Below are 18,168 nucleotides of genomic sequence, written 5' to 3'. Positions count from 1 at the left end.
GTGGGCGACGGTGACGGCGCTGGCGATCACCCGGCTGAGCATGCGCGAGGCCGTGAGCCGGCGGCTCGTGCTGATCGGTGTGGTCCTCAGCGTCGCGTTCCTCGCGCTGTTCGGCTTCGGGTTCCACGCGCTGTACAGCAACGTGACCTCCCGGGGCACGGATCGCGTCGAGCTGGCGCTCGGTGCGACGATCATCACCGTGCTCGGCCTGTACATCGTGCGGTTCCTCGCGGCGCTGCTGGCGATCTTCCTGGCCAGTGGCGCAGTCGCCACCGAGGTCGATTCCGGGGTGCTGCACGCCGTGCTCGCCCGGCCGCTGTCCCGCACGTCATGGCTGGCCCAACGGTGGCTGGCGTTCGTGCTCGTGACGGTGGGCTACATCACGTTGATGACCATGGCGGTGCTGGGCATCGCAACCGGCATCGCCGAGTACAGCCCCTTGGATCCGGTACGGGCGCTGGCGGTGCTGGCGCTCGAGCTGGTCGTCCTCCTTTCGGTCGGGCTCCTGGCGAGCACGACGTGGTCGGGCGTCACCAGTGGTGTGGTGACCTTCTGCCTGTTCGGTGTCGCGTGGCTGGCCGGCATCATCGAGCTGGTGGGCGACCAGCTGCGCAACCAGACGATGCAGCTGATCGGCATCGGCACGAGCCTGCTCATCCCCAGCGACGCGCTCTGGCGCGGGGCATCGTTCTACCTCCAACAGCCGTCGGCGCTGCTGGTCGCACGCCAGGCCGCGGGTGGCAACCCGTTCGCCGGCTCCGCGCCGCCGCCGACGTCGCTGATCGTCTGGTCGGTCTGCTACGCGGTGATCCTGCTGCTGCTCGCGGCATGGCGGCTGCGCCGCCGCGACCTCTAGAGGTCTTCCTCGCAGACCGGCTGCACGGTCGGTCAGCCGCTGCGCTTCAACTTGCCGTGGCGCTTGGCGTAGCGCTCGCCGGCCCGGAACACGGCGAGGCCCAGCGGGATCGTCACGACGCCGATGACGGCGAGCGGGAGCAGCTCGTCGCCCATCGTGGCCACACCCTCTCCCGACAGGATCGCACCGCGGATCCCGTCGAGCGCGTAGGTCGCCGGCGAGACGGTCGCGATCGCCTGCATCCAGCCCGGCAGCACGGCGACCGGGGCGTAGACGCCCGAGACCACCAGCAGGACGCCCTGCGCGACGAAGCCGAGCTGCGTGCCCTTCTCGGGCGAGATCAGCGGCAGGACGGCGGTCATCATCCCGAGCCCGACGAACGACACCGAGGCCACGCTCAGGACCAGCAACGCGGCGCCGTAGTCCGCACCCGGCAGGGCCAGGTCGAAGAACATCGCGCACACGCCGAACAGCAGCGTGGCCCTCGCCACCCCGTACAGGATCGCGAACGCTCCCATCCCGAGCAGGTGCACAGGACGGGACAACGGCGCCATGAACGTGTACTCGATCGTGCCCTCCCAGCGCTCCCACGCGACCGTCTCCGTGATGATCTCGAAGATGTTCCCGAGGTAGGCCCAGACGACGCCGCCGATCAGCAGGTACGCCGCGGTGCGGTTGACGTCGAGCGTGCCTCCGGTGGCCTCGACCCCGCGGGCGATGAACACCACGGTCAGCGTGTTGGCCACGGTCCACACGAAGAACGCCAGGTCCCACCAAACGTAGCGCCGGACCAGGTAGAAGTTGCGCTCGACGATGCCCGACAGCCCGATGAGCTCGTGGCGCAGCGACCAGGCGCCGCGCTCCGACGCGTGCCCGGGACGGTGAGCGGTCACGGCTGCCTCGTCTCCCTCCGCATGGCGCCGGTCATGCGTGGACCTCCTGGTCGTCGGCCTCGTCGGCGAGCGTCCGGCCGGTCGCGGCGAAGAACATGTCCTCCAGCGACGAGGCGTCGTAGCGGCGGCACAGGCCGGTGACCGTGTCGAGCGCGATCAGCTGGCCACGGTCAAGCACGCCGATCCGATCGGCGAGCGCCTCGGCCTCGTCGAGGTCATGGGTGCACAGCAGGATCGTCACGTCGTGGCGGTTGCGCATCTCGCGCACGAACTGCTGCACCTCGCGCCTCGACCGCGGATCGAGCCCGGTGGTCGGTTCGTCGAGCAGCAGCAGCGTGGGTGACGTCAGCAGCGCCCGCGCGAGCGCGACCTTCTGCTGCATGCCGCGCGACAGGTTCTCCATAGGCTCGCCGCGGCGGTCCGGTGGAAAGCCGATGGCGCTGAGGATCACAGGGATGGCCGACCGCGTCCGCGAGGGCGTCAGCCCGTGGAACCTCGCGGCGTAGCTCAGGTTTTCGACGGCCGACATGCGCTTGAAGAACGACGCCTCGACCGACACGCGGTTGACGAGGCGGCGCACGACGGCCGCTTCGGCGACAACGTCGTGGCCGAACACGCGCGCGCTGCCGTGCTCGGGCAGCAGCAGGGTCGACAGGACGCGCACCAGGGTCGACTTGCCCGAGCCGTTCTGGCCGAGCACCGCGACCGTCTCGCGCTGTGCGACCTCGAACGTGATGTCGTCGAGCGCCGTCACGGTGCCGCGCGACCGCAGGGCGGCGCCCTCGGCGCGGCGGAAGATCTTGCCGAGCGAGACGAGCGCGATGGCGGGCGTGGTGCCCGCGATGGGTGGGGAGGACATCGGCGGCTCCGATGTGAGGTGTGCGGACGCACGGACCACAGCTCCCGCCGCGGTGGTGCGCGCGGGAGCCGGGTCGGGTTACCGGACCGCCAACATGCACCTCACGCTACAGGGCGTGGACGCTGGACGGAAGGGTGACGTGCGACGTCGGGGGTGCATTGCGCTGAACAGTGGGGGGTTGCATTGCACTGAACAGTTGTTTAGTATATTGAACATGCGTTCAGCAGCTGCCGTCGAGGACCGGACCGCGCGGGCGCGCATCCGCGACGCCGCGATCACGCGGTTCGCCGCGGACGGCATCGCGGCCACCAGCGTGCGCGCCATCGCCGCGGAGGCTGGCGTGTCACCCGGCCTGGTGATCCACCACTTCGGCACCAAGGACGGGCTGCGGTACGCCTGCGACGAGTACGTCGCCGGGATCATCCGTAGCAACAAGCAGGAGGCGATGGCGCAGGGGCCCGCCCTCGACGTCGCGGCCGCCATGCGGCGCGCCAAGCAGGACGTGCCCCTGACCCGGTACCTAGCGCGCAGCCTGGCCGACGGGTCGCCGCACGTCGCGACGCTGATCGACGAGATGGTGGCCGACGCCGCCCGATACATGGCCGAGGGCGTCCGGGCGGGGTCACTGCGCCCGACCGACTATCCGCACGGCCGGGCCGCCGTGCTCACGATCTGGACGCTGGGCGCCTTGGTGCTGCACAAGCACGTCGAGCGCCTCTTGGGCGTCGACCTCACCAGCGACCCGTCGGAGCTCGCGGACCCGCAGGCCTCCGCGGCCTACATCGGTCCCGTGCTCGAGATGTTCACCGAGGGGCTCGTCACCGAGGAGGTCGCCAAGGTCATGCGCAGTGCGTTCGTCGACGGAGCCGAGCCACAGGAGGGAGCAGGGTCATGAACGACGTCGTGATCCGCACGCAGCGACTGGTCAAAGACTACGGGAGGGTCCGGGCGCTCGATGGCCTCGACCTCGAGGTCGAGCGCGGTGAGATCTTCGGGTTCCTCGGGCCCAACGGTGCGGGGAAGTCGACGACGATCCGGGTGCTGCTCGACCTGCTGCGGCCCACCGAGGGCCGTGCGGAGGTCCTCGGCACCTCGCCGGCCGGCGGCGGACCCGCGCTGCGGGCCCGCATCGGGTACATCCCGGGTGAGCTCGCCATGTCCGGCCGGCGGACCGCCGGCCAGCTGCTGCGCTACCTCTCGCGCCTGCGCGGCGGTGCCGGCGACGATGGCATCGGCCCGCTGGCCGAGCGCTTCGGCCTCGATCTCGACCGGCCGATCCGCGGGCTGTCGAAGGGCAACAAGCAGAAGGTCGGCGTCGTGCAGGCGTTCATGCACCGACCCGAGCTGCTGATCCTCGACGAGCCGTCGAGCGGGCTGGACCCTCTGCTGCAACGCGAGTTCCTCGATCTGGTGCGTGAGTCCCGGGACGCGGGGGCGACAGTGTTCATGTCCTCGCACGTGCTCAGCGAGGTCGAGGACGTCGCTGGCAGGGTTGCGATCATCCGCGACGGGGTGGTCGTCGACACCGACGACGTCCGGACGCTGCGTCACCGCGCCGGCCAGGTCGTGGAGCTGCGCTTCGCCGAGCACATCGACGTCGTGGCGTTCTCGTCGCTGCCCGGCGTCGAGGACGCGACCGTGGACGGCAGGACGCTGCGATGCGTGCTGCGGGGGGAGCCGGACGCACTGCTCAAGGCTGCGGCGGCGTACCGCGTGACGGCGTGGTCCGCGCAGGACCGCGAGCTCGAGGACCTGTTCCTGGACTTCTACCGCGTGCCGGCAGACGACCGTCGCGCACGGGAGGTGACCCACTGATGGCCGCGAACACCGCCGTACCGGGCACGGTGCTCGGTGGCGTCATGACGGACCAGCGCCGCGCGCTGCTGCTGTGGAGCGTCGCCCTGGCCGCGATCGCGACGATGTACATCGGCCTCTACCCCGTGATGGGCGTCGATGACATGGCGGCGATGGTCGAGAACCTGCCCGAGGCGATGGTGAACGCCTTCGGGTACGACGAGATCGCCACGCCCGCCGGTTACATCACGTCCACCGTCTACGGCCTGCTCGGCCCGATCCTGTTGTCGGTCTTCGCGATCGCCACGGGGACGCGTTTGGTCGCCGGCCAGGAGGAGGACGGCACGCTGGAGCTCGAGGTGACGGCACCCGTCGGCCGTGCACGGGTGCTGCTGGAGCGCCTCGGAGCGCTGTGGCTCAACATCCTCGTGCCGGTCGCTGCGCTGACGGTCGTGACCATCGCGTTGGTCGTCGTGCTGGACCTCGACGTGGCCATCGGCAACGTCGTCGCCGGGTCAACCGGGCTGCTGCTGCTGCTCCTGGGCTTCGGCACGATCGGCCTCGCGGTCGGCGCAATCACCGGTCGGCGCGCGATCGGCCTGGGCGTGGCCGCGGCGTTCGGCGTGGGCGCGTTCATGCTCGACGCGATCGGCCCCACGATCGATGCCGACTGGATGCTGGCCGTGTCACCGTTCTCGTGGTACCTCGGGGCGCGCCCGCTGTTCACGGGCTTCGACTGGCCGGGTCTGGCGCAACTCGCCGCGGTTCCGCTGGTCGCCGCCGTCGCGGGCGTCGTCGGGTTCACCCGACGTGACCTCATGACGTGAGCGCCAGCGTCAGCGGACGACGGCAAGCGCCATGCCGTCGTGGCCCTTGGTGCCCACCATCTGAACGATGGCGCCCGCGAGCCCCGGGTCGCCCGCCAGCGCGGCGTTGAACCGCTGGATGCCTGTCACGGCCGGGTCGTCGGACGGCCCCCTGGCGACCGAGCCGCTGCGGACGACGTTGTCGGCGACGATCAGCGTGCCCGGTGCCGAGAGGCGCAGCACGGCCTGCAGGTAGTCGGCATAGGGCTCCTTGTCGGCGTCGATGAACGCCATGTCGAACGGACCGGCGCCCTCGCGCTCGAGCTCGGCCAGCGAGTCGAGTGCCCGCCCGAGGCGGATCTCGACACGGTCCGCGAGGCCCGCGCATTCGATGCTGCCGCGGGCGGCCTCGGCGTACGCGGGCTCGCGCTCGAGCGATACCAACTGCCCGTCCGGCGGCAGCGCGCGGGCCATCCAGATCGCGCTGTAGCCGCCGAGCGTGCCGATCTCGAGCACACGCGTGGCCCGGCGCGCCAGCACGAGGACGTGCAGCAGCCGACCGTGGTTCGACGACACGTTGATCGCTGGCAGCCCGGCCGCCTCGGCGCGCGCGAGCCCGGCCATCAACGCCGGGTCGTCGCCACCGAACAGATCGTCGAGATAGGCGTCGACCGCCGCGAAGCCGTCGTCGCCCACGACCGCGTCGATGTCTTTCTAGCGGTCGATCTCCCGTTCGCGCACGACCTCGCGGCGTCGAGGCTCCTCACGAACGACGGTCCGACCCGTGTCGCGGCGCCCGAAGATGAGCGCGGTGAACAGCAGGCCGAGCAGGCCCGCGGCCATCAGGATGTAGCCGATGACCCTGATGTCGAGGCCCGCGACGTCGAAGTCGAGCGCGAACGCGAAGATCGCACCGATCGCGATGATTGCGATGCTTGATCCGATACCCATGACCTGTTTCCTCGGCAGGAGACGTGACTGGTTGCGTGCCAGTGTCCCGGCGACAATACCCAAGATCTTGCACCGATGATCGTACGCCGGTCATTTTGGGTGGCGCCGTCGTACCGCCGGCCGTCAGCACCTCCATCGTCCGCAGCGGGACGCCCCATCGCACCGTGGCGCACTGCAGCGTCCGGCGCGAACAGCCCGGCGAACGCCGCTGGGCGATGCCGGCGCGGGCGAGGCGGTTGGCCGCGCCCCTCGCGGACGCTGCGGCGTCGTTGGCGATCACGTTGCCCAGCGGCGGCCCACGAGCGCCAGCGTGCCCACCCGCATGACGGTGCCGCGGGCGACGGTACGTCGCCGACGTCACTGTGAAGGCGTCATGGCGCAGGCCGTCGACCACGGGACTGGCAGGACGTCACCCGTGGTGCGCACTGTACCGCCGCGGCGGGTGGTGCAGCGAGGACGACCACGGGCGCCACGGCGACGACGGTGCTGCAATGGCGTCATCAGCCGAGTCGCGTCGCGGCGCGACGGGCCCCTGGGACCGACGTCCTGGATCTGTCGACCGGTACGGGCGGGCTGCGCGTGCCGTCCGGCCGGTCTCAGAGGCGGCGCGTAGACTGCCCTGATGGTGCTGCGCCCCTTGGTCGTCGCCTTCGACGTCAACGAGACGCTGTTCTCGCTTGATGGGGTTGGACGGGCGCTGGACGAGGTCGGCGCTGCCGACGGCACCCTCCAGCGTTGGTTCTCGCAGGTGCTGTCCGACGGCTTCGCCCTCACCTGCGCCGGTGACTTCGTGCCGTTCCGCGAACTCGCCCGGCACACGTTGGAGCGGATGCTCGATGACGACGAGGTGGCCGCGACGGTGCTCCGGCGGTTCGCGCATCTCGACCCGCATCCGGACGTGCGGCCGGCCCTGGAACGCCTGGTCGACGCTGGTGTGCCGGCGGTCACACTGACGAATGGCCATGCCGACATGACCGCGCAGCTGCTCGAGCGCGCTGGTCTGCGCCACCTCGTCGCATCGTGCCACGACGTCGGCGAGGTGCGGCGCTGGAAGCCCGCCCCGCTGCCCTACACCCACTGTGCGCAACGCAACGAGGTCACGCCCGAGCGCATGGCGATGGTCGCCGTGCACTCGTGGGACGTGCACGGCGCCCGCCGCGCAGGCCTGGTCACCGGCTACGCCAGCCGTCACGAAGGCGGCACCGTCACGGCCTTCGAGGCCGCCGATGTGAACGCGGTCGACCTGCCTGGCGTGGTCGAGGGGCTGCTCGCCCTACCGTTCCGCTGACGGGCCCGAGCTCGGAAGGGTCTGCGGGATCCGCAGATCCTCCGGTCACGCGGTCGCCGGCAACTGCGAGTCTGACGTCGACTCGCCGAGGCGTTCGAGCTCGCCGGCGATCAGCTCCGCGCGGCGGAGCTCGGCCTCCAGCACCGCTTCGAGCTCACCGAGTTGCTCAGCGACGGTGGTCAGCCGCGACGAGGCGGACAGGGAACGGGACAGGCCCCACAGCTGGTGGGTGTAGCTGAGGGCGTTGCCGAGTGATTCCCGTAGATCCTCCCGGTATTGCTCAGCGCACCTGACGGCGGCGGGCGGCCGTGGTGCGCGGTTTTCGATGCGCGTGGGCTCGATCCCGCAGCGTGGGCATGTCGGGTGCTCCTGATCGCGCTGGAACCAGTTGGGGCACGGGAACCATCGGGCGCATGACGGGCACCGGCCCCAGATCTCGGGCTTCGTCATTCGCAGACTCCCCTTCGACTTGCGTTCGATGACACGTGCAATTGGTTTGATGGGCAATGTACCTATGGACAACCACCCCGACCACCCCCAACATGGTTGTGTCACGGCTGCATTGCCGAGCGTGAGACTAGCCTAGAATGGCCACAGCGCGCAACCATAGCATTACTCAGATGATCAACTCCACGACACGGGCCGTTCGCTGATCGCGGGCAGATTGCGAATGCAGCGAACCGCTGCATCGCCGCCCACGACCGCCACCGCCCTCGCACCGGGAGTGGACAGATGACAGCATCGGGAGCATCCCCAGCAGAGCTCGGATCCCGCGATGTGACGGTGCGACGCGCCGGACGCGGGGACGTCCACGCCATCGCACAGCTGTGGGAGCGCGCCGACCTCCCGCCGTCGCCACGTGGGTTCCGCAACGAGATCGCCCGCCTCCGCCGTCGAGATCCGGAGCTCGTCATCATCGCATTGATGGATGCGCAGCTCGTCGGCGCAATCGCCGGTTCGTACGATGGCCGGACGGCCGTGCTGTCCCGACTGGCGGTGGAGGAGCGGTTCCGGCGTCGCGGCGTGGGGCGGCGATTGGTCAACGCACTGCAGCGGCAGCTGACCGAGCTCGGTGCCCACACCGACGAGCTGATCGTCCTGGACGGCAGCGATCGTGCCGATGCGTTCTGGCGCGCGCTCGGGTTCGAACGTGGCGTCACCGCTGCCTACGTGGTGCGCGAGCGGGAGTGACTCGGGTCAGACGCTGCGAGGGCTGGCCGCGAGCAGCGACCCGGCCGCCGCGTCGCCCGTCACCTCGACCTCAGCGCCGTCGCGGCCTACCGCGTACAGCAGCAGCTCGGCGACCCGACCGGTGATCGTGACATCCGCGGCGGCGTCGGTCGAGGTCGCGAACGGCAGCCTCCGCCGCGACTGGAGCCGGCGGCGCCGCCGCCCGTCGGTGAGCTCGATCACGACGTTGGCGTCGACCGAGAGCGTCCTCAACGCGAAGCGCCGCGCAGCACCCCACAGCAGGCGCTCCAGCCCGGGTCTTGGCGGTGGCGTCGACAGGCCGGCCCCGCCACGGCGGACATCCTGCTCATGGATCCAGTCCTCGACGACCTGCGTGCCCTCGAGGGGAGCGACCGTCAGCGGCCAGGGCGGACCAGCCCGCAGCGCCCCGATCAGCGCCTCCCGCCCGCGTGCCTTCCACGCGGCCCGCCGGCGATCGGTCAGGTCGGCGAACGGTCCGCCGAGGACGAGCCCGGGACCGGTCCACGGCTCACGCTCACGGACGATCAGGTGGGCGGTGATGTCAGCGGCGTCCCAGCCGGCGCACAGCGTCTCGGCCGTCCACTGCTCGAGGGTCAAGCTGGACAGAAGGTCGCACAGCTCACGGCGGCGCGTGGTGGCGGACTCGGTCATGACCTCTCTCGGATCGCTGCAGATCGACGGCGTGGCAGCGGATGGCGATGGTAGTCTGTCGCCTCGCCGCGCACTGCCGTGCGCGCCGCGGTGGAGTCGCATAGCCCGGCCTAGTGCGCCGCACTCGAAATGCGGTAGGGCGGCAACGCCCTCGTGGGTTCGAATCCCACCTCCACCACGGGGCCTGCCCGCCCGCCGCCGTTGGGACGAACCGGTGAGCACGCTGACGCACCGCATCTGGATGGACGAGGCGCTGGCCGAGGCCCGTGCCGCCGAGGCCCACGACGACGTGCCGGTGGGGGCGGTCGTGGTTCGGGACGGGCAGATCATTGCCCGCGCCCACAACGAGCGGGAGCGCCGGCAGGACCCGACCGCGCACGCCGAGATGCTGGCGTTGCGGGCAGCTGCCGAGGTGGTCGGGTCGTGGCGCCTGGAGCGCTGCGTGCTGTACGTCACGCTGGAGCCGTGTGCCATGTGCGCCGGCGCGGTCGTCCTCGCACGGGTGCCGATGCTGGTCTACGGCGCCTCCGACCCCAAGGCCGGTGCCGTTGGGTCGCTGATGGACCTCGCGCGCCACGAGCGGCTCAACCACAGCGCCACGGTCGTCAGCGGCATCCGGGCGGACGAGTGCGCCGGCGTGCTCACGCGGTTCTTCCACCGTCGGCGACGCGCCACGGCGGCGACGCCCGGCGTCGACCGCCGATGAGCGGCGAGCCCACGACCGTGTTCGAACGGGTCGGCGGCGAGGCGGCGTTCCACGCCCTTGTGGAGGACTTCTACGCGGCGGTGGAGCAGGACCCGGTGCTGCGTCCGCACTACCCCGACGACCTCGAGCCCGGCACGCGGCACTTGGGGCAGTTCCTTGCTCAGTACTTCGGTGGCGGTCCCATCTACTCGCGGCGTCACGGACACCCCCGGTTGCGCATGCGGCACGCGCCGTTCGTGATCACCGAGGTCGAGGCCCTGCGCTGGGCGCAGCTGATGGCGGGCGCGATCGGCCGTCAGGGCTGGCCCGATGACGCGGCCCGGGAGGTCCTCGCGTACGTCGCTCGCGCCGCGCCACACATGATCAACACGATCCGCGACCCCTGACCCGGACAGCCGACCTGCGGCAGTAGACTGCCCGGCAGCCGACACTGATGGCGGGGAGGGCGTCGTCGTGCAACCGCCTCCGACCATGGAGCAGGTGCGGGCCGGCGCCGACCCCGTCGTGTGGACCCACGTCAGGCGCGCGATCGCGCGTCGAGGTGCGCGACTCGATCATCTTCCGCGCCGGCGACGTCGGCCTGGGTTGGCGCATCGCCGCCCGGACGCTGGCGTCGCGGCGCTGATGTGCGGTGCGACCGGCGACCGTCGGCAGCGCGGGCTACGTCCGGCGAGAATCACATGAGCACCGGTCCGTGGTTTCCCCGACGAGAGCCACGTGTCCCGTCACAAACGCAGCGGGAGCCATGCGACCAACGGGTCCGGGCGGGAGCCCCCAGCGGTCTCGGCGCACCGACGATCGTAAGCCGATCGGCGGGCGTCGCAGAGCGGAGCCGGAGGGATTCGAACCCTCGAGGGCGTCACCGCCCTACGGCCATTCCAAGACCGCGCCATAGGCCAGACTAGGCGACGGCTCCAGCAGAACTCGGACTCGGCGGGCAGTATAGCGAGCGAGGTGGTTCACGCTTCACGGGGAGCTGCATGGCCGAGCGCACACGACCTGGACCTGGTGGGCTGGTCGTCGGTGCGCGCTGGACCTTGTTGCACGTGCATGGGGTGCCGCTGCGCGTCGGTCCGTCCCTGCTCGCCTTGATCGGGCTCTTCACATTCTGGCTCGCGCGGGACTTCATGGCCCGTCCGGCGTTCGACGGTGAGCCGGTCGGCGCGTGGACGACCGCCGCTGCGACGACGCTGCTGTTCATCGCGTGCATCTTCGCCCACGAGGTCGGCCACGCCGTCACCAGCCTCGACCGCGGCGTCGACGTGCGCAGTATCACGCTGTTCCTGCTCGGTGGCGTGACCGAGTCGGTCGGTGAACCGCGGACGGCGCGCGACGAGATAGTGATCGTCGGGATCGGCCCGCTGATCAGCCTCGTGCTCGCCGCGGTCTTCGGCCTGGTCGTGCGGATCCTGCCGGACTTCTCGACGTTCGAGCTCGTCGCCGGTTACCTCGCGTGGCTCAACGGTGCGATGGCCGTCTTCAACCTGGTGCCCGGCTACCCGCTTGATGGCGGGCGCCTGCTGCGGGCGGTGCTGTGGCTGGCGACGTCCTCCCGCAACGGCGCGACCCGGATGGCGGCAAGGGTCGGCCAGCTCTTCGCCGGGTTGCTCCTGCTGGGCGCCGTCCTGTCGGTGACTGGTGTCCCCGAGCTGCCCGTCCGACCGCTGTGGGCGGCCGCGCAGGTGCTGGCGTCATTCGGTCTGTGGGGCGGGCTGATCGGGATCTTCCTGCTGCAGTCCTCGATGCAGGCGTACGCCGCCGCCCAGCACCGCGAGGCCCTCGCGCGCCGCCGCGTCGGGGACCTCATGGGCGCCGTGCCGCCGACCGTGCCCTCCGGCGCGCGTCTCGCCGACATCGGACCGCGCCTGCAGCAGCGCCCGTCGGTCCTCTGGCCGGTCGGGCAGCCGCTGCTCGGTGGCGTGAAGCTGAACGATCTCGACGGCGTGCCCGCCCGAGACTGGGACCGGACCAGCGTCGACGACGTCGTCGTCGCCGACGTGTTCATCGACCACGACACGCCGACGGACGAGGCCCTCGACCAGCTCCTGCGATCGCGCGACCGCATGCTGATCGTGGTGCGCGACGGCGAGCCGGTCGGGCTTCTGACGACGAGCCTGCTGGCCGACGCCGTCGGGTGACCGGATGGGACGGCACGGACGTGGTGACGGGGTCACCGCCGACGCTCGGGACGTCGCTATCCCTTCCTGGCTGCGGACGTGGTTCCTGCCGTTTTCGATCGCACTGCTCGTCCTGGCTGGGTCGGTCGTCCCGCTGCCCGCATACATCGAGTTGCCCGGGTCGGCGATCGGCGTCTCCCGGTGCGTCATGATCGCCGAGCGTCCGGACGCGACCGTCGACGGCGACTTCCTGTTCACGACCGTGGCACAGCGGGACGCGACGCTGTTCGGCCTCCTGCTGGCCGGCCTGCGCGACGACCAGGGGGTCGTGAGCAAACGTGCGCTGCTGGACGGCAAACGCCGCGACCGCTATCTGGAGCGACAGCGCCAGATCTTCGTCGACGCGACCGACCGGGCGGTCGTGGTCGCGTTGCGTGCAGCGGGGCTGCCGGTCGAGGTCACCGGCTCCGGCGTCGACGTCGCCGAGGTCATCGACAACTCGCCCGCGGAGGGGGTGCTGCGCGCCGGCGACGTGATCACGGCCGTCGACGGCGCGCCGGTGATGACCGACGTCGAGCTCGTCGAGGCGATCGACGGCACGGCGCCACTGGACCTGCGCGTGCTGCGAGACGGCGAGGAGGTCGTCGAGGAGGTGGCGCCCGCCCTGCGTGACGTCGGCGGTGAGCAGCGGCCGGTGATCGGCATCCGCATCACGACCCACGCGCCGCACGTGCAGTTGCCGTTCGAGGTCGACGTCGCCTCGGGCGAGGTCGGCGGGCCCAGCGCGGGCCTGATGACCGGCCTGGCGATCTTCGACCTCGTCGACGACGACGACCTGGCCGACGGCAGGCGGATCGCCGGGACCGGGACCCTCGCGCTCGATGGCACGGTCGGCACGATCGACGGCATCGACCTCAAGGTGGCCGCGGCGGCCCGCGAGGGTGCCGACGTGTTCGTTGCGCCGGCTCCGCAGGCGGCCGAGGCTCGCGCGGCGCTACCGCGCGGCAGCCCCATGACGGTGGTCGCAGTCGACACGTTCGACGACGCCCGCACGACCCTCGCGGCCGGGTCGGCCATCGCCGCCGCCGACCACGCACCACCGGCTGCATCCTGTCGCTACCTGCCCGACGCCTGACGCCTCCGGACGAGCTCCGCACCCGGACCGGCAGGGTCACCCCCGTCGAGTCCCGTCCGGTGGGCGGTGGCCGCAGCCTCGCCGCGGCTGCTCACACCGAGCTTTGCCAGGATGTTCGACACGTGCGCACTGGTCGTCTTACGGCTGATGAACAGCACGCGGCCGATCTCCGGGTTGCTGCGGCCCTCTGCGAGCAGGCGCAGGACCTCCCGCTCCCGCGGTGTCAGCCCGAACGGGGTCGCGCCCAGGGCCTGCCCGAGGGCGATGTTCGCGCGCCGGCCAATCCGCTTCGCCTCACGGCACAGCAATGAGAGGCCGGCGGATTCGGCGTCCGTCCAAGGCCGCTCGAGCTGCGTCGCGGCGGCGTCACGGTCCTCGAACAGCAGGGCCAGTGCGTGGCGGATGCGGGTCTGCGTCGCCGCCGTGACGAAGCCGAGCGCATCGAGCCGGCGCTCCGCCTCGGCCCAGCGATCGGCGACGTCCGCGGCGCCGTGCAGGGTCGCCCACTCGGCGTCAGTGGTCGCGGTGAACGCGGTCCACAACGGGCACGCCACGGGTGGCCCCCCGCCGGCTGCCTTCCAGTCGTTCGTGGATCTCGGTCGCCGCGCCATGCGATCGTCGTCGAGCAGGGAGGCGGCGTGCAGGCCCAGTGCGTACAGCCCTCCGCCGTGGCGGCGGACGCCATCGGCGCGTTCCACCGCGTCGAGCCCGGCGCGGACCGCTGCCAGGGCGCCGGCGGGTCGTCGCGGGCCAAGGCGAGCTCGGCGACGAGCTCGCTGCGGGGCCCTCCATCTGGGAGCCCGCGGCGATGCCGTGGTGCAGCGACGCGATCACCGCGAGTGCGTCGTTGACACCATCGAGCTCGTCGGCGAGCAGCAGGGCACAGGCCTCACGCTGGCGGACGTGGACGTCGCTGATGTCGGTGCCGACCAGCGCCACAGCGTCGCGCACATGGGCCCGCGCCTCCTTGAGCCGTCCGAGACGCAGCAGGAACTCGGCCATGTTCGCGTGCAGCCATGTCCCGCGCGTCCGCAGGATCCCGCGGTCGGCGGCCCAGCGCAGGCCTTCCGCGCCGACCGCGAGGGCCTCGTCGATGCGCCCCAGGTTGAACAGCACGTCCGCCTCGTTGACGTACAGGCGTCCGCCTTCGAGCAGCCCGTGCTCCCGGGCGAGGCGGCGTGCGTCGGCGAAGGCGGCGAGCCCACCGTCGTCGTCGCCGAGGCCGGCGACGACGCCCTTGGTGATCAGGGCCTGCAGCTGTTCCCTTGCGCGCCCACCTGCGCGGCGACCTGCACCGCCTCCTCGATCGGGCCGACCGCGTGCTCCAGCCGCGGGAGGAGTGCCAGTGCGATCGCCTGGGCGCTGAGCAGGCGGGCGCGCTCGGCCGACGGCTCTGGCGGCATCAGCGCGACTGCGCGCTCGTAGGCGTCGAACACGCCGTCGCGGCCTGCGGCGTGGCGTGCCATGCCAGCCCACATCCAGGCGATGGCGGCCGTGCGCGGCGCGGCCTCGTGGTCGATGTGCTCCAGCGCCTGCCTCGCGTACCGTTCGGCGCGGGCCGAGTCGTTGTTGTGCCAGGCGGCCGCCGCCGAGTCGATGAGCACGTCGGCGAGCGTCGTCCCCGTGCGTTGCGCTGAATCGGGCACGCATGTCCACAGCTCGAGGACCTGCTCGAGATGGTGCTGCTCGTCCGCGAACGCCGCGACGCGGCGGGCGTGCGCCGCGGCGTCACGCGACGCCGTCAGCGCGCGGGCCTGATCCCGAGCGGCGAGGTGGTGCCACGCCAAGGCCGCCGTGACCCCTGCGTGGCCTGCCAGGTCCGGGCGGTCCTGGAGGATCATGGCGATCTCGGCGTGGATCGCGACCCGCTCACCGGGGAGGAGGTCGGCGTGGACCGCCTCCTGCAGCGGCGCGTGGCGGAACGCCGACTCCGTCCACGCCGACGACGAGGACCTGTGCGGCGACAGCGTCGCGCAACGCCTGCAGCAGGCGGTGCTCCGGGAGCCCGAGACGGTCGGCGGCGACGCGGGCGAGAAGCTCGTGGTCCACCTCGCGCCCGGCGGCGGCCGCGATGCGGACCACCGCCTGGGCATCGGGCGGCAGCTCGTCGACCCGCGCCACCAGCACGTCCGCCAGGGCTTCGGGGCAGTGCGCCGGTCGTGCCATCGGCGGTGGCCAGGAGCTCCTCGACGAAGAAGGGGATGCCCTCGCTGCGGGTGTGCACGTCGTCGAGCAGCGCCGTGCCCGGCAGCTCGCCGACGATCGCCGTCGCCAGCTCCGCGACCTCCGAGCGGTCCAGCGCGCGGAGCGGCACGGGCACGACCCGGGGTGCGCGCTGGAGGCGGGCCAGCAACGGCCACAGGGGATGGCGGCGTGTCAGCTCATCGGTGCGGTACGCCAGCGGCGACGCGCGGTCGGGGTGTCGGCCACCAGCCGGCGTAGGGCCTCCACAACCGCCCCGTACGGCAGCGAGGCGGCGCCGAGCTCGATGCACCGTCCGGTCACCATGCGTGCACCGGCCTCGGCGACGTGCTATGCCCACTTCTCCAGCAGACGCGTCTTGCCGATCCCCGCGTCCCCACCGACCAGGAGCGTCGTCGGGTGTCCCTGCGGTGGCTGCGGTGGATAGTCGTGCATCGGGTCCTCCGATCGCTCCGTCGGAGACCACGGTGTGTCTAGGCACCCCTGTCCCGCCTCGGGCACCTGCCCCCTTTCGGGTCGCGGTGGTGTCCCATCCGACGTCCCGCCACCCGCCGGTCGGCGTCGGACGGACGAGCATCCGCTGCTATCATCCGGGGTCCGCCGTGGTCGGTACCGGGCGGACGAGGGGTGCGGTCCCGTGCAACGTCGCACCGTGAACCTGGTCAGGGCCGGAAGGCAGCATCCATAAGCGGCTTGTGACGGGTGCTGCGGGCCAGCCGCATCCGTTCGTCCGTCCGGTAGCGACCACGGCGTGCGCCAAGGCTGATGCCGCGGCCGTCCGGCGACGCCCCACCGACGAGGTGCCATGGCCCACGTCTCGCTCTACCGCAAGTACCGGCCGCAGACCTTCGCGGAGATCGTAGGGCAGCCCCACGTCACCGAGACGCTGTCGCAGGCCATCACCGAGGACCGTCTGCACCACGCATACCTGTTCACCGGTCCACGGGGCACTGGGAAGACGTCCACCGCCCGCATCCTGGCCAAGGCGGTCAACTGCGCGCAGGGCCCCACGCCGTACCCGTGCAACGCCTGCGACCAGTGCCTGTCGATCACCGACGGGTCGAACGTCGACGTCATCGAGATCGACGCTGCCAGCCACGGCGGTGTCGACGACGTTCGCGACCTTCGTGAGCGGGTGGCCTTCGCGCCGGCCTCGGCGCGCATGAAGGTCTACATCGTCGACGAGTGCCACATGCTGTCGACGGCGGGCTGGAACGCGTTCCTCAAGACGGTCGAGGAGCCACCGGCCCACGTGCTGTTCGTGTTCGCTACGACCGAGCCCCACAAGGTGCTCGCAACGATCCTGTCGCGCACGCAGCGCTTCGACTTCCGACGCCTGTCGGCGGCCCTGCTCAGCTCCCACGTCGCCGAGATCGGTGAGCGCGAGCAGATCACCTTCGACACCGGCAGTATCGCGCTCATCGCCCGTGCCGGCGACGGCAGCGCCCGCGACACGCTGTCGGTCCTCGAGCAGGTCGTGTCGTTCACCGGGCCGAAGGTGACGATCGAGGGTGTCGCCGACGTGCTCGGCACGACCGACGACGACCTGCTGGCGGACATGGCGGCCAGCATCGCAGGCGGCGACGTCGCCTCGCTGTGCCGGCTGGTCCAACGCCTGGCCGACAGCGGCCACGACCTGCGGCAGTTCGCCCGGGACGCCACCGAGCACCTCCGGTCGCTGTTCCTGGTCCAGACCGCGCCCGACGCCGACCTGGTGCCGGGAACGCCGGAGCGGCTGGAGCGGCTGCGCGCCCAGGCCGACGCACTAGGGCAGATCGAGCTGCTGCGCGCCGTTGACCTGCTGGCGGAGTGCCAGGCGCAGATGCGGCGCGGCAACACGCGGCTGCCGCTTGAGCTGGCCCTGGCCAAGGCGGCCCTGCCCGAGGCGGCGGGCGACGCCGCCGCGTTGGGGGCGCGGCTCGACCGTCTCGAGCGACGCAGCGGGGTCGACGACGTCCCGCCCGCGCGACCGCCCGCCACCCGGTCGGCCGACGCCGACGGGGTGGCGGTCGATGCGCCGACGACGACGCAGGACCCGGCCCCCGAGTCGGTCGCGGCCCCGACGCCGTCCGCCTCGGCCACGGCGCGCGCGGTCCCGGCCGACCCGCAGGCATCCTCGCAACCCACCGCGTCGGCAGCCACGCCTGACGCAGCTGCTGCGCCGACGTCGTCCGACACATCGGCCGAGGTGTCCGCCGGCGTGTCGTCCGGTGGCGGCACCGTCGACCTCGACCTGCTCAAGCAGTCGTGGCCGGCGGTGCTCGACCGTGTCAGGCAGCAGAAGGTCCGCTGGCACGCGCTGATGTCGATGAGCCGCCCCGTCGCGGTTGACGATCAGACGGTCACGCTGGAGTTCCGCCCGGGCCACCAGTTCCACGCCGGCGAGTGCGGTGGCGCCGAGGGCCAGCGCGTCATCGGCGGCGCGATCCACGACGTGCTCGGGCTGCGGGCGCGACTGCACTGCATCGTCGCCTCCGACGATGCCGAGGCGGGACCGACCGCGCACGAGGCCGAGGCGGCCGAGGTCGCCGAACGCGAGGCGATGGAGGCGGCCGGCGACCTGCCCGACGAGGAGGAGTTGCGCCAGCAGGCCATCGAGACCCTGCGGCGCAACCTCGGCGCAACGGTCGTCGACTTCGGCGGGAGCGGTGCGGGGTAGGCTGGACGCAGCCGCGCCGGCCGCCGCGCCGGATGGCAC

The 18,168-nt window shown here is 71.7% G+C and carries 21 protein-coding genes, 2 tRNA genes and 1 other RNA gene; 13 read left to right on the top strand and 11 right to left on the bottom strand.

Annotation, left to right across the window (positions count from 1 at the left end; all coding sequences use genetic code 11):
• Positions 1-10: 10 nt before the first annotated feature.
• Entirely contained in the window at positions 11-856 is an 846-nt protein-coding gene (locus VK923_13170) for an ABC transporter permease subunit (protein HSJ45624.1), read from the top strand.
• A gap of 32 nt (positions 857-888) precedes the next feature.
• Here the strand turns inward: VK923_13170 and VK923_13165 are convergent, their stop codons facing one another.
• Both VK923_13165 and VK923_13160 read right to left on the bottom strand, forming a co-directional pair.
• Entirely contained in the window at positions 889-1,749 is an 861-nt protein-coding gene (locus tag VK923_13165; protein HSJ45623.1) for an ABC transporter permease, read from the bottom strand.
• Between the two features lie 31 nt (positions 1,750-1,780).
• Positions 1,781-2,608: an ABC transporter ATP-binding protein gene (locus VK923_13160; protein HSJ45622.1), complete on the bottom strand. Its 828-nt coding sequence runs from the start codon at positions 2,606-2,608 to the stop codon at positions 1,781-1,783.
• 214 nt (positions 2,609-2,822) lie between these two features.
• On the opposite strand from VK923_13160, the gene VK923_13155 reads away from it, so the two are divergent.
• The 3 genes from VK923_13155 to VK923_13145 are packed head-to-tail and all read left to right on the top strand — an operon-like array spanning position 2,823 to position 5,229.
• Positions 2,823-3,503, top strand: a complete 681-nt coding sequence (locus VK923_13155; protein ID HSJ45621.1) for a TetR family transcriptional regulator — start codon at positions 2,823-2,825, stop codon at positions 3,501-3,503.
• Positions 3,500-4,423 (top strand): ABC transporter ATP-binding protein, encoded by a 924-nt coding sequence (locus VK923_13150; protein HSJ45620.1) that lies wholly within the window; start codon positions 3,500-3,502, stop codon positions 4,421-4,423. Before VK923_13155 ends, VK923_13150 begins: the two co-directional genes overlap by 4 nt.
• Positions 4,423-5,229, top strand: coding sequence for an ABC transporter permease subunit (locus tag VK923_13145; protein ID HSJ45619.1), 807 nt, complete (start codon positions 4,423-4,425; stop codon positions 5,227-5,229). The genes VK923_13150 and VK923_13145 overlap by 1 nt, the downstream gene beginning before the upstream one ends.
• Before the next feature lie 9 nt (positions 5,230-5,238).
• On the opposite strand, the gene VK923_13140 is transcribed toward VK923_13145, so the two are convergent.
• Together VK923_13140 and VK923_13135 are read right to left on the bottom strand one after the other, a co-directional pair.
• On the bottom strand, positions 5,239-5,904 hold the full coding sequence (locus VK923_13140; GenBank protein HSJ45618.1) for an O-methyltransferase: 666 nt from the start codon (positions 5,902-5,904) through the stop codon (positions 5,239-5,241).
• An 18-nt stretch (positions 5,905-5,922) separates the two neighbouring features.
• Entirely contained in the window at positions 5,923-6,159 is a 237-nt protein-coding gene (locus VK923_13135; protein ID HSJ45617.1) for a DUF6458 family protein, read from the bottom strand.
• Positions 6,160-6,781: 622 nt separating this feature from the next.
• Between VK923_13135 and VK923_13130 the strand changes: the two genes are divergently transcribed.
• Positions 6,782-7,447, top strand: coding sequence for a haloacid dehalogenase type II (locus VK923_13130; GenBank protein HSJ45616.1), 666 nt, complete (start codon positions 6,782-6,784; stop codon positions 7,445-7,447).
• A gap of 45 nt (positions 7,448-7,492) precedes the next feature.
• Here VK923_13130 and VK923_13125 read toward each other — a convergent pair whose 3' ends face one another.
• A complete protein-coding gene (locus tag VK923_13125) occupies positions 7,493-7,897 on the bottom strand; it encodes a hypothetical protein (protein ID HSJ45615.1) in 405 nt (134 codons plus the stop codon).
• A 282-nt stretch (positions 7,898-8,179) separates the two neighbouring features.
• Between VK923_13125 and VK923_13120 the strand changes: the two genes are divergently transcribed.
• A complete protein-coding gene (locus tag VK923_13120; protein ID HSJ45614.1) occupies positions 8,180-8,638 on the top strand; it encodes a GNAT family N-acetyltransferase in 459 nt (152 codons plus the stop codon).
• A 6-nt stretch (positions 8,639-8,644) separates the two neighbouring features.
• On the opposite strand, the gene VK923_13115 is transcribed toward VK923_13120, so the two are convergent.
• Positions 8,645-9,310 carry a maleylpyruvate isomerase family mycothiol-dependent enzyme gene (locus VK923_13115; protein ID HSJ45613.1) on the bottom strand — a complete coding sequence of 222 codons (666 nt, stop codon included), beginning with the start codon at positions 9,308-9,310 and terminating at the stop codon, positions 8,645-8,647.
• A gap of 89 nt (positions 9,311-9,399) precedes the next feature.
• Here VK923_13115 and VK923_13110 point away from each other — a divergent pair.
• The 3 genes from VK923_13110 to VK923_13100 all read left to right on the top strand — a co-directional run bounded on the left by VK923_13110 (position 9,400) and on the right by VK923_13100 (position 10,402).
• A tRNA-Ser gene (locus VK923_13110) sits at positions 9,400-9,488 on the top strand.
• A 36-nt stretch (positions 9,489-9,524) separates the two neighbouring features.
• The gene (gene tadA / locus VK923_13105; protein HSJ45612.1) at positions 9,525-10,016 is read left to right on the top strand and encodes a tRNA adenosine(34) deaminase TadA; all 492 of its coding nucleotides are present in this window, start codon (positions 9,525-9,527) and stop codon (positions 10,014-10,016) included.
• Positions 10,013-10,402 (top strand): globin, encoded by a 390-nt coding sequence (locus VK923_13100; protein HSJ45611.1) that lies wholly within the window; start codon positions 10,013-10,015, stop codon positions 10,400-10,402. The genes tadA and VK923_13100 overlap by 4 nt, the downstream gene beginning before the upstream one ends.
• Positions 10,403-10,843: 441 nt before the next feature.
• Here VK923_13100 and VK923_13095 read toward each other — a convergent pair.
• A tRNA-Ser gene (locus tag VK923_13095) sits at positions 10,844-10,932 on the bottom strand.
• A 64-nt stretch (positions 10,933-10,996) separates the two neighbouring features.
• Here VK923_13095 and VK923_13090 point away from each other — a divergent pair.
• Complete coding sequence (locus tag VK923_13090) at positions 10,997-12,154, top strand: site-2 protease family protein (GenBank protein HSJ45610.1); 1,158 nt, start codon at positions 10,997-10,999, stop codon at positions 12,152-12,154.
• A gap of 4 nt (positions 12,155-12,158) precedes the next feature.
• Positions 12,159-13,268 carry a PDZ domain-containing protein gene (locus tag VK923_13085; GenBank protein ID HSJ45609.1) on the top strand — a complete coding sequence of 370 codons (1,110 nt, stop codon included), beginning with the start codon at positions 12,159-12,161 and terminating at the stop codon, positions 13,266-13,268.
• On the opposite strand, the gene VK923_13080 is transcribed toward VK923_13085, so the two are convergent.
• From VK923_13080 to VK923_13065, 4 genes are all read right to left on the bottom strand, one after another.
• Positions 13,250-13,810 carry a response regulator transcription factor gene (locus VK923_13080; protein HSJ45608.1) on the bottom strand — a complete coding sequence of 187 codons (561 nt, stop codon included), beginning with the start codon at positions 13,808-13,810 and terminating at the stop codon, positions 13,250-13,252. The two genes, VK923_13085 and VK923_13080, sit on opposite strands and share 19 nt — an antisense overlap.
• A complete protein-coding gene (locus tag VK923_13075) occupies positions 13,782-14,384 on the bottom strand; it encodes a hypothetical protein (GenBank protein HSJ45607.1) in 603 nt (200 codons plus the stop codon). Before VK923_13075 ends, VK923_13080 begins: the two co-directional genes overlap by 29 nt.
• A gap of 128 nt (positions 14,385-14,512) precedes the next feature.
• The gene (locus VK923_13070) at positions 14,513-15,109 is read right to left on the bottom strand and encodes a hypothetical protein (GenBank protein HSJ45606.1); all 597 of its coding nucleotides are present in this window, start codon (positions 15,107-15,109) and stop codon (positions 14,513-14,515) included.
• Positions 15,110-15,137: 28 nt separating this feature from the next.
• Entirely contained in the window at positions 15,138-15,434 is a 297-nt protein-coding gene (locus VK923_13065) for a hypothetical protein (protein ID HSJ45605.1), read from the bottom strand.
• 662 nt (positions 15,435-16,096) lie between these two features.
• On the opposite strand from VK923_13065, the gene ffs reads away from it, so the two are divergent.
• Positions 16,097-16,196: signal recognition particle sRNA small type (gene ffs, locus VK923_13060), an RNA gene on the top strand.
• A 79-nt stretch (positions 16,197-16,275) separates the two neighbouring features.
• Positions 16,276-18,129, top strand: a complete 1,854-nt coding sequence (gene dnaX / locus VK923_13055; GenBank protein HSJ45604.1) for a DNA polymerase III subunit gamma/tau — start codon at positions 16,276-16,278, stop codon at positions 18,127-18,129.
• Positions 18,130-18,168: the final 39 nt, after the last annotated feature.

It is taken from the genome of Euzebyales bacterium, assembly GCA_035461305.1.
GTDB lineage: Bacteria > Actinomycetota > Nitriliruptoria > Euzebyales > JAHELV01 > JAHELV01.
This window is presented reverse-complemented; position numbering and strand designations above follow the sequence as displayed.

Bases quoted from the DNA above. Each gene is read 5' to 3' on its own strand.
- VK923_13160 (HSJ45622.1), bottom strand. From the start codon at position 2,608: ATGTCCTCCCCACCCATCGCGGGCACCACGCCCGCCATCGCGCTCGTC.
- VK923_13155 (HSJ45621.1), top strand. From the start codon at position 2,823: ATGCGTTCAGCAGCTGCCGTCGAGGACCGGACCGCGCGGGCGCGCATC.
- VK923_13150 (HSJ45620.1), top strand. From the start codon at position 3,500: ATGAACGACGTCGTGATCCGCACGCAGCGACTGGTCAAAGACTACGGG.
- VK923_13145 (HSJ45619.1), top strand. From the start codon at position 4,423: ATGGCCGCGAACACCGCCGTACCGGGCACGGTGCTCGGTGGCGTCATG.
- VK923_13135 (HSJ45617.1), bottom strand. From the start codon at position 6,159: ATGGGTATCGGATCAAGCATCGCAATCATCGCGATCGGTGCGATCTTC.
- VK923_13130 (HSJ45616.1), top strand. From the start codon at position 6,782: ATGGTGCTGCGCCCCTTGGTCGTCGCCTTCGACGTCAACGAGACGCTG.
- VK923_13125 (HSJ45615.1), bottom strand. From the start codon at position 7,897: ATGACGAAGCCCGAGATCTGGGGCCGGTGCCCGTCATGCGCCCGATGG.
- VK923_13120 (HSJ45614.1), top strand. From the start codon at position 8,180: ATGACAGCATCGGGAGCATCCCCAGCAGAGCTCGGATCCCGCGATGTG.
- VK923_13115 (HSJ45613.1), bottom strand. From the start codon at position 9,310: ATGACCGAGTCCGCCACCACGCGCCGCCGTGAGCTGTGCGACCTTCTG.
- VK923_13100 (HSJ45611.1), top strand. From the start codon at position 10,013: ATGAGCGGCGAGCCCACGACCGTGTTCGAACGGGTCGGCGGCGAGGCG.
- VK923_13090 (HSJ45610.1), top strand. From the start codon at position 10,997: ATGGCCGAGCGCACACGACCTGGACCTGGTGGGCTGGTCGTCGGTGCG.
- VK923_13085 (HSJ45609.1), top strand. From the start codon at position 12,159: ATGGGACGGCACGGACGTGGTGACGGGGTCACCGCCGACGCTCGGGAC.
- VK923_13070 (HSJ45606.1), bottom strand. From the start codon at position 15,109: ATGATCCTCCAGGACCGCCCGGACCTGGCAGGCCACGCAGGGGTCACG.
- VK923_13065 (HSJ45605.1), bottom strand. From the start codon at position 15,434: ATGGCACGACCGGCGCACTGCCCCGAAGCCCTGGCGGACGTGCTGGTG.
- dnaX (HSJ45604.1), top strand. From the start codon at position 16,276: ATGGCCCACGTCTCGCTCTACCGCAAGTACCGGCCGCAGACCTTCGCG.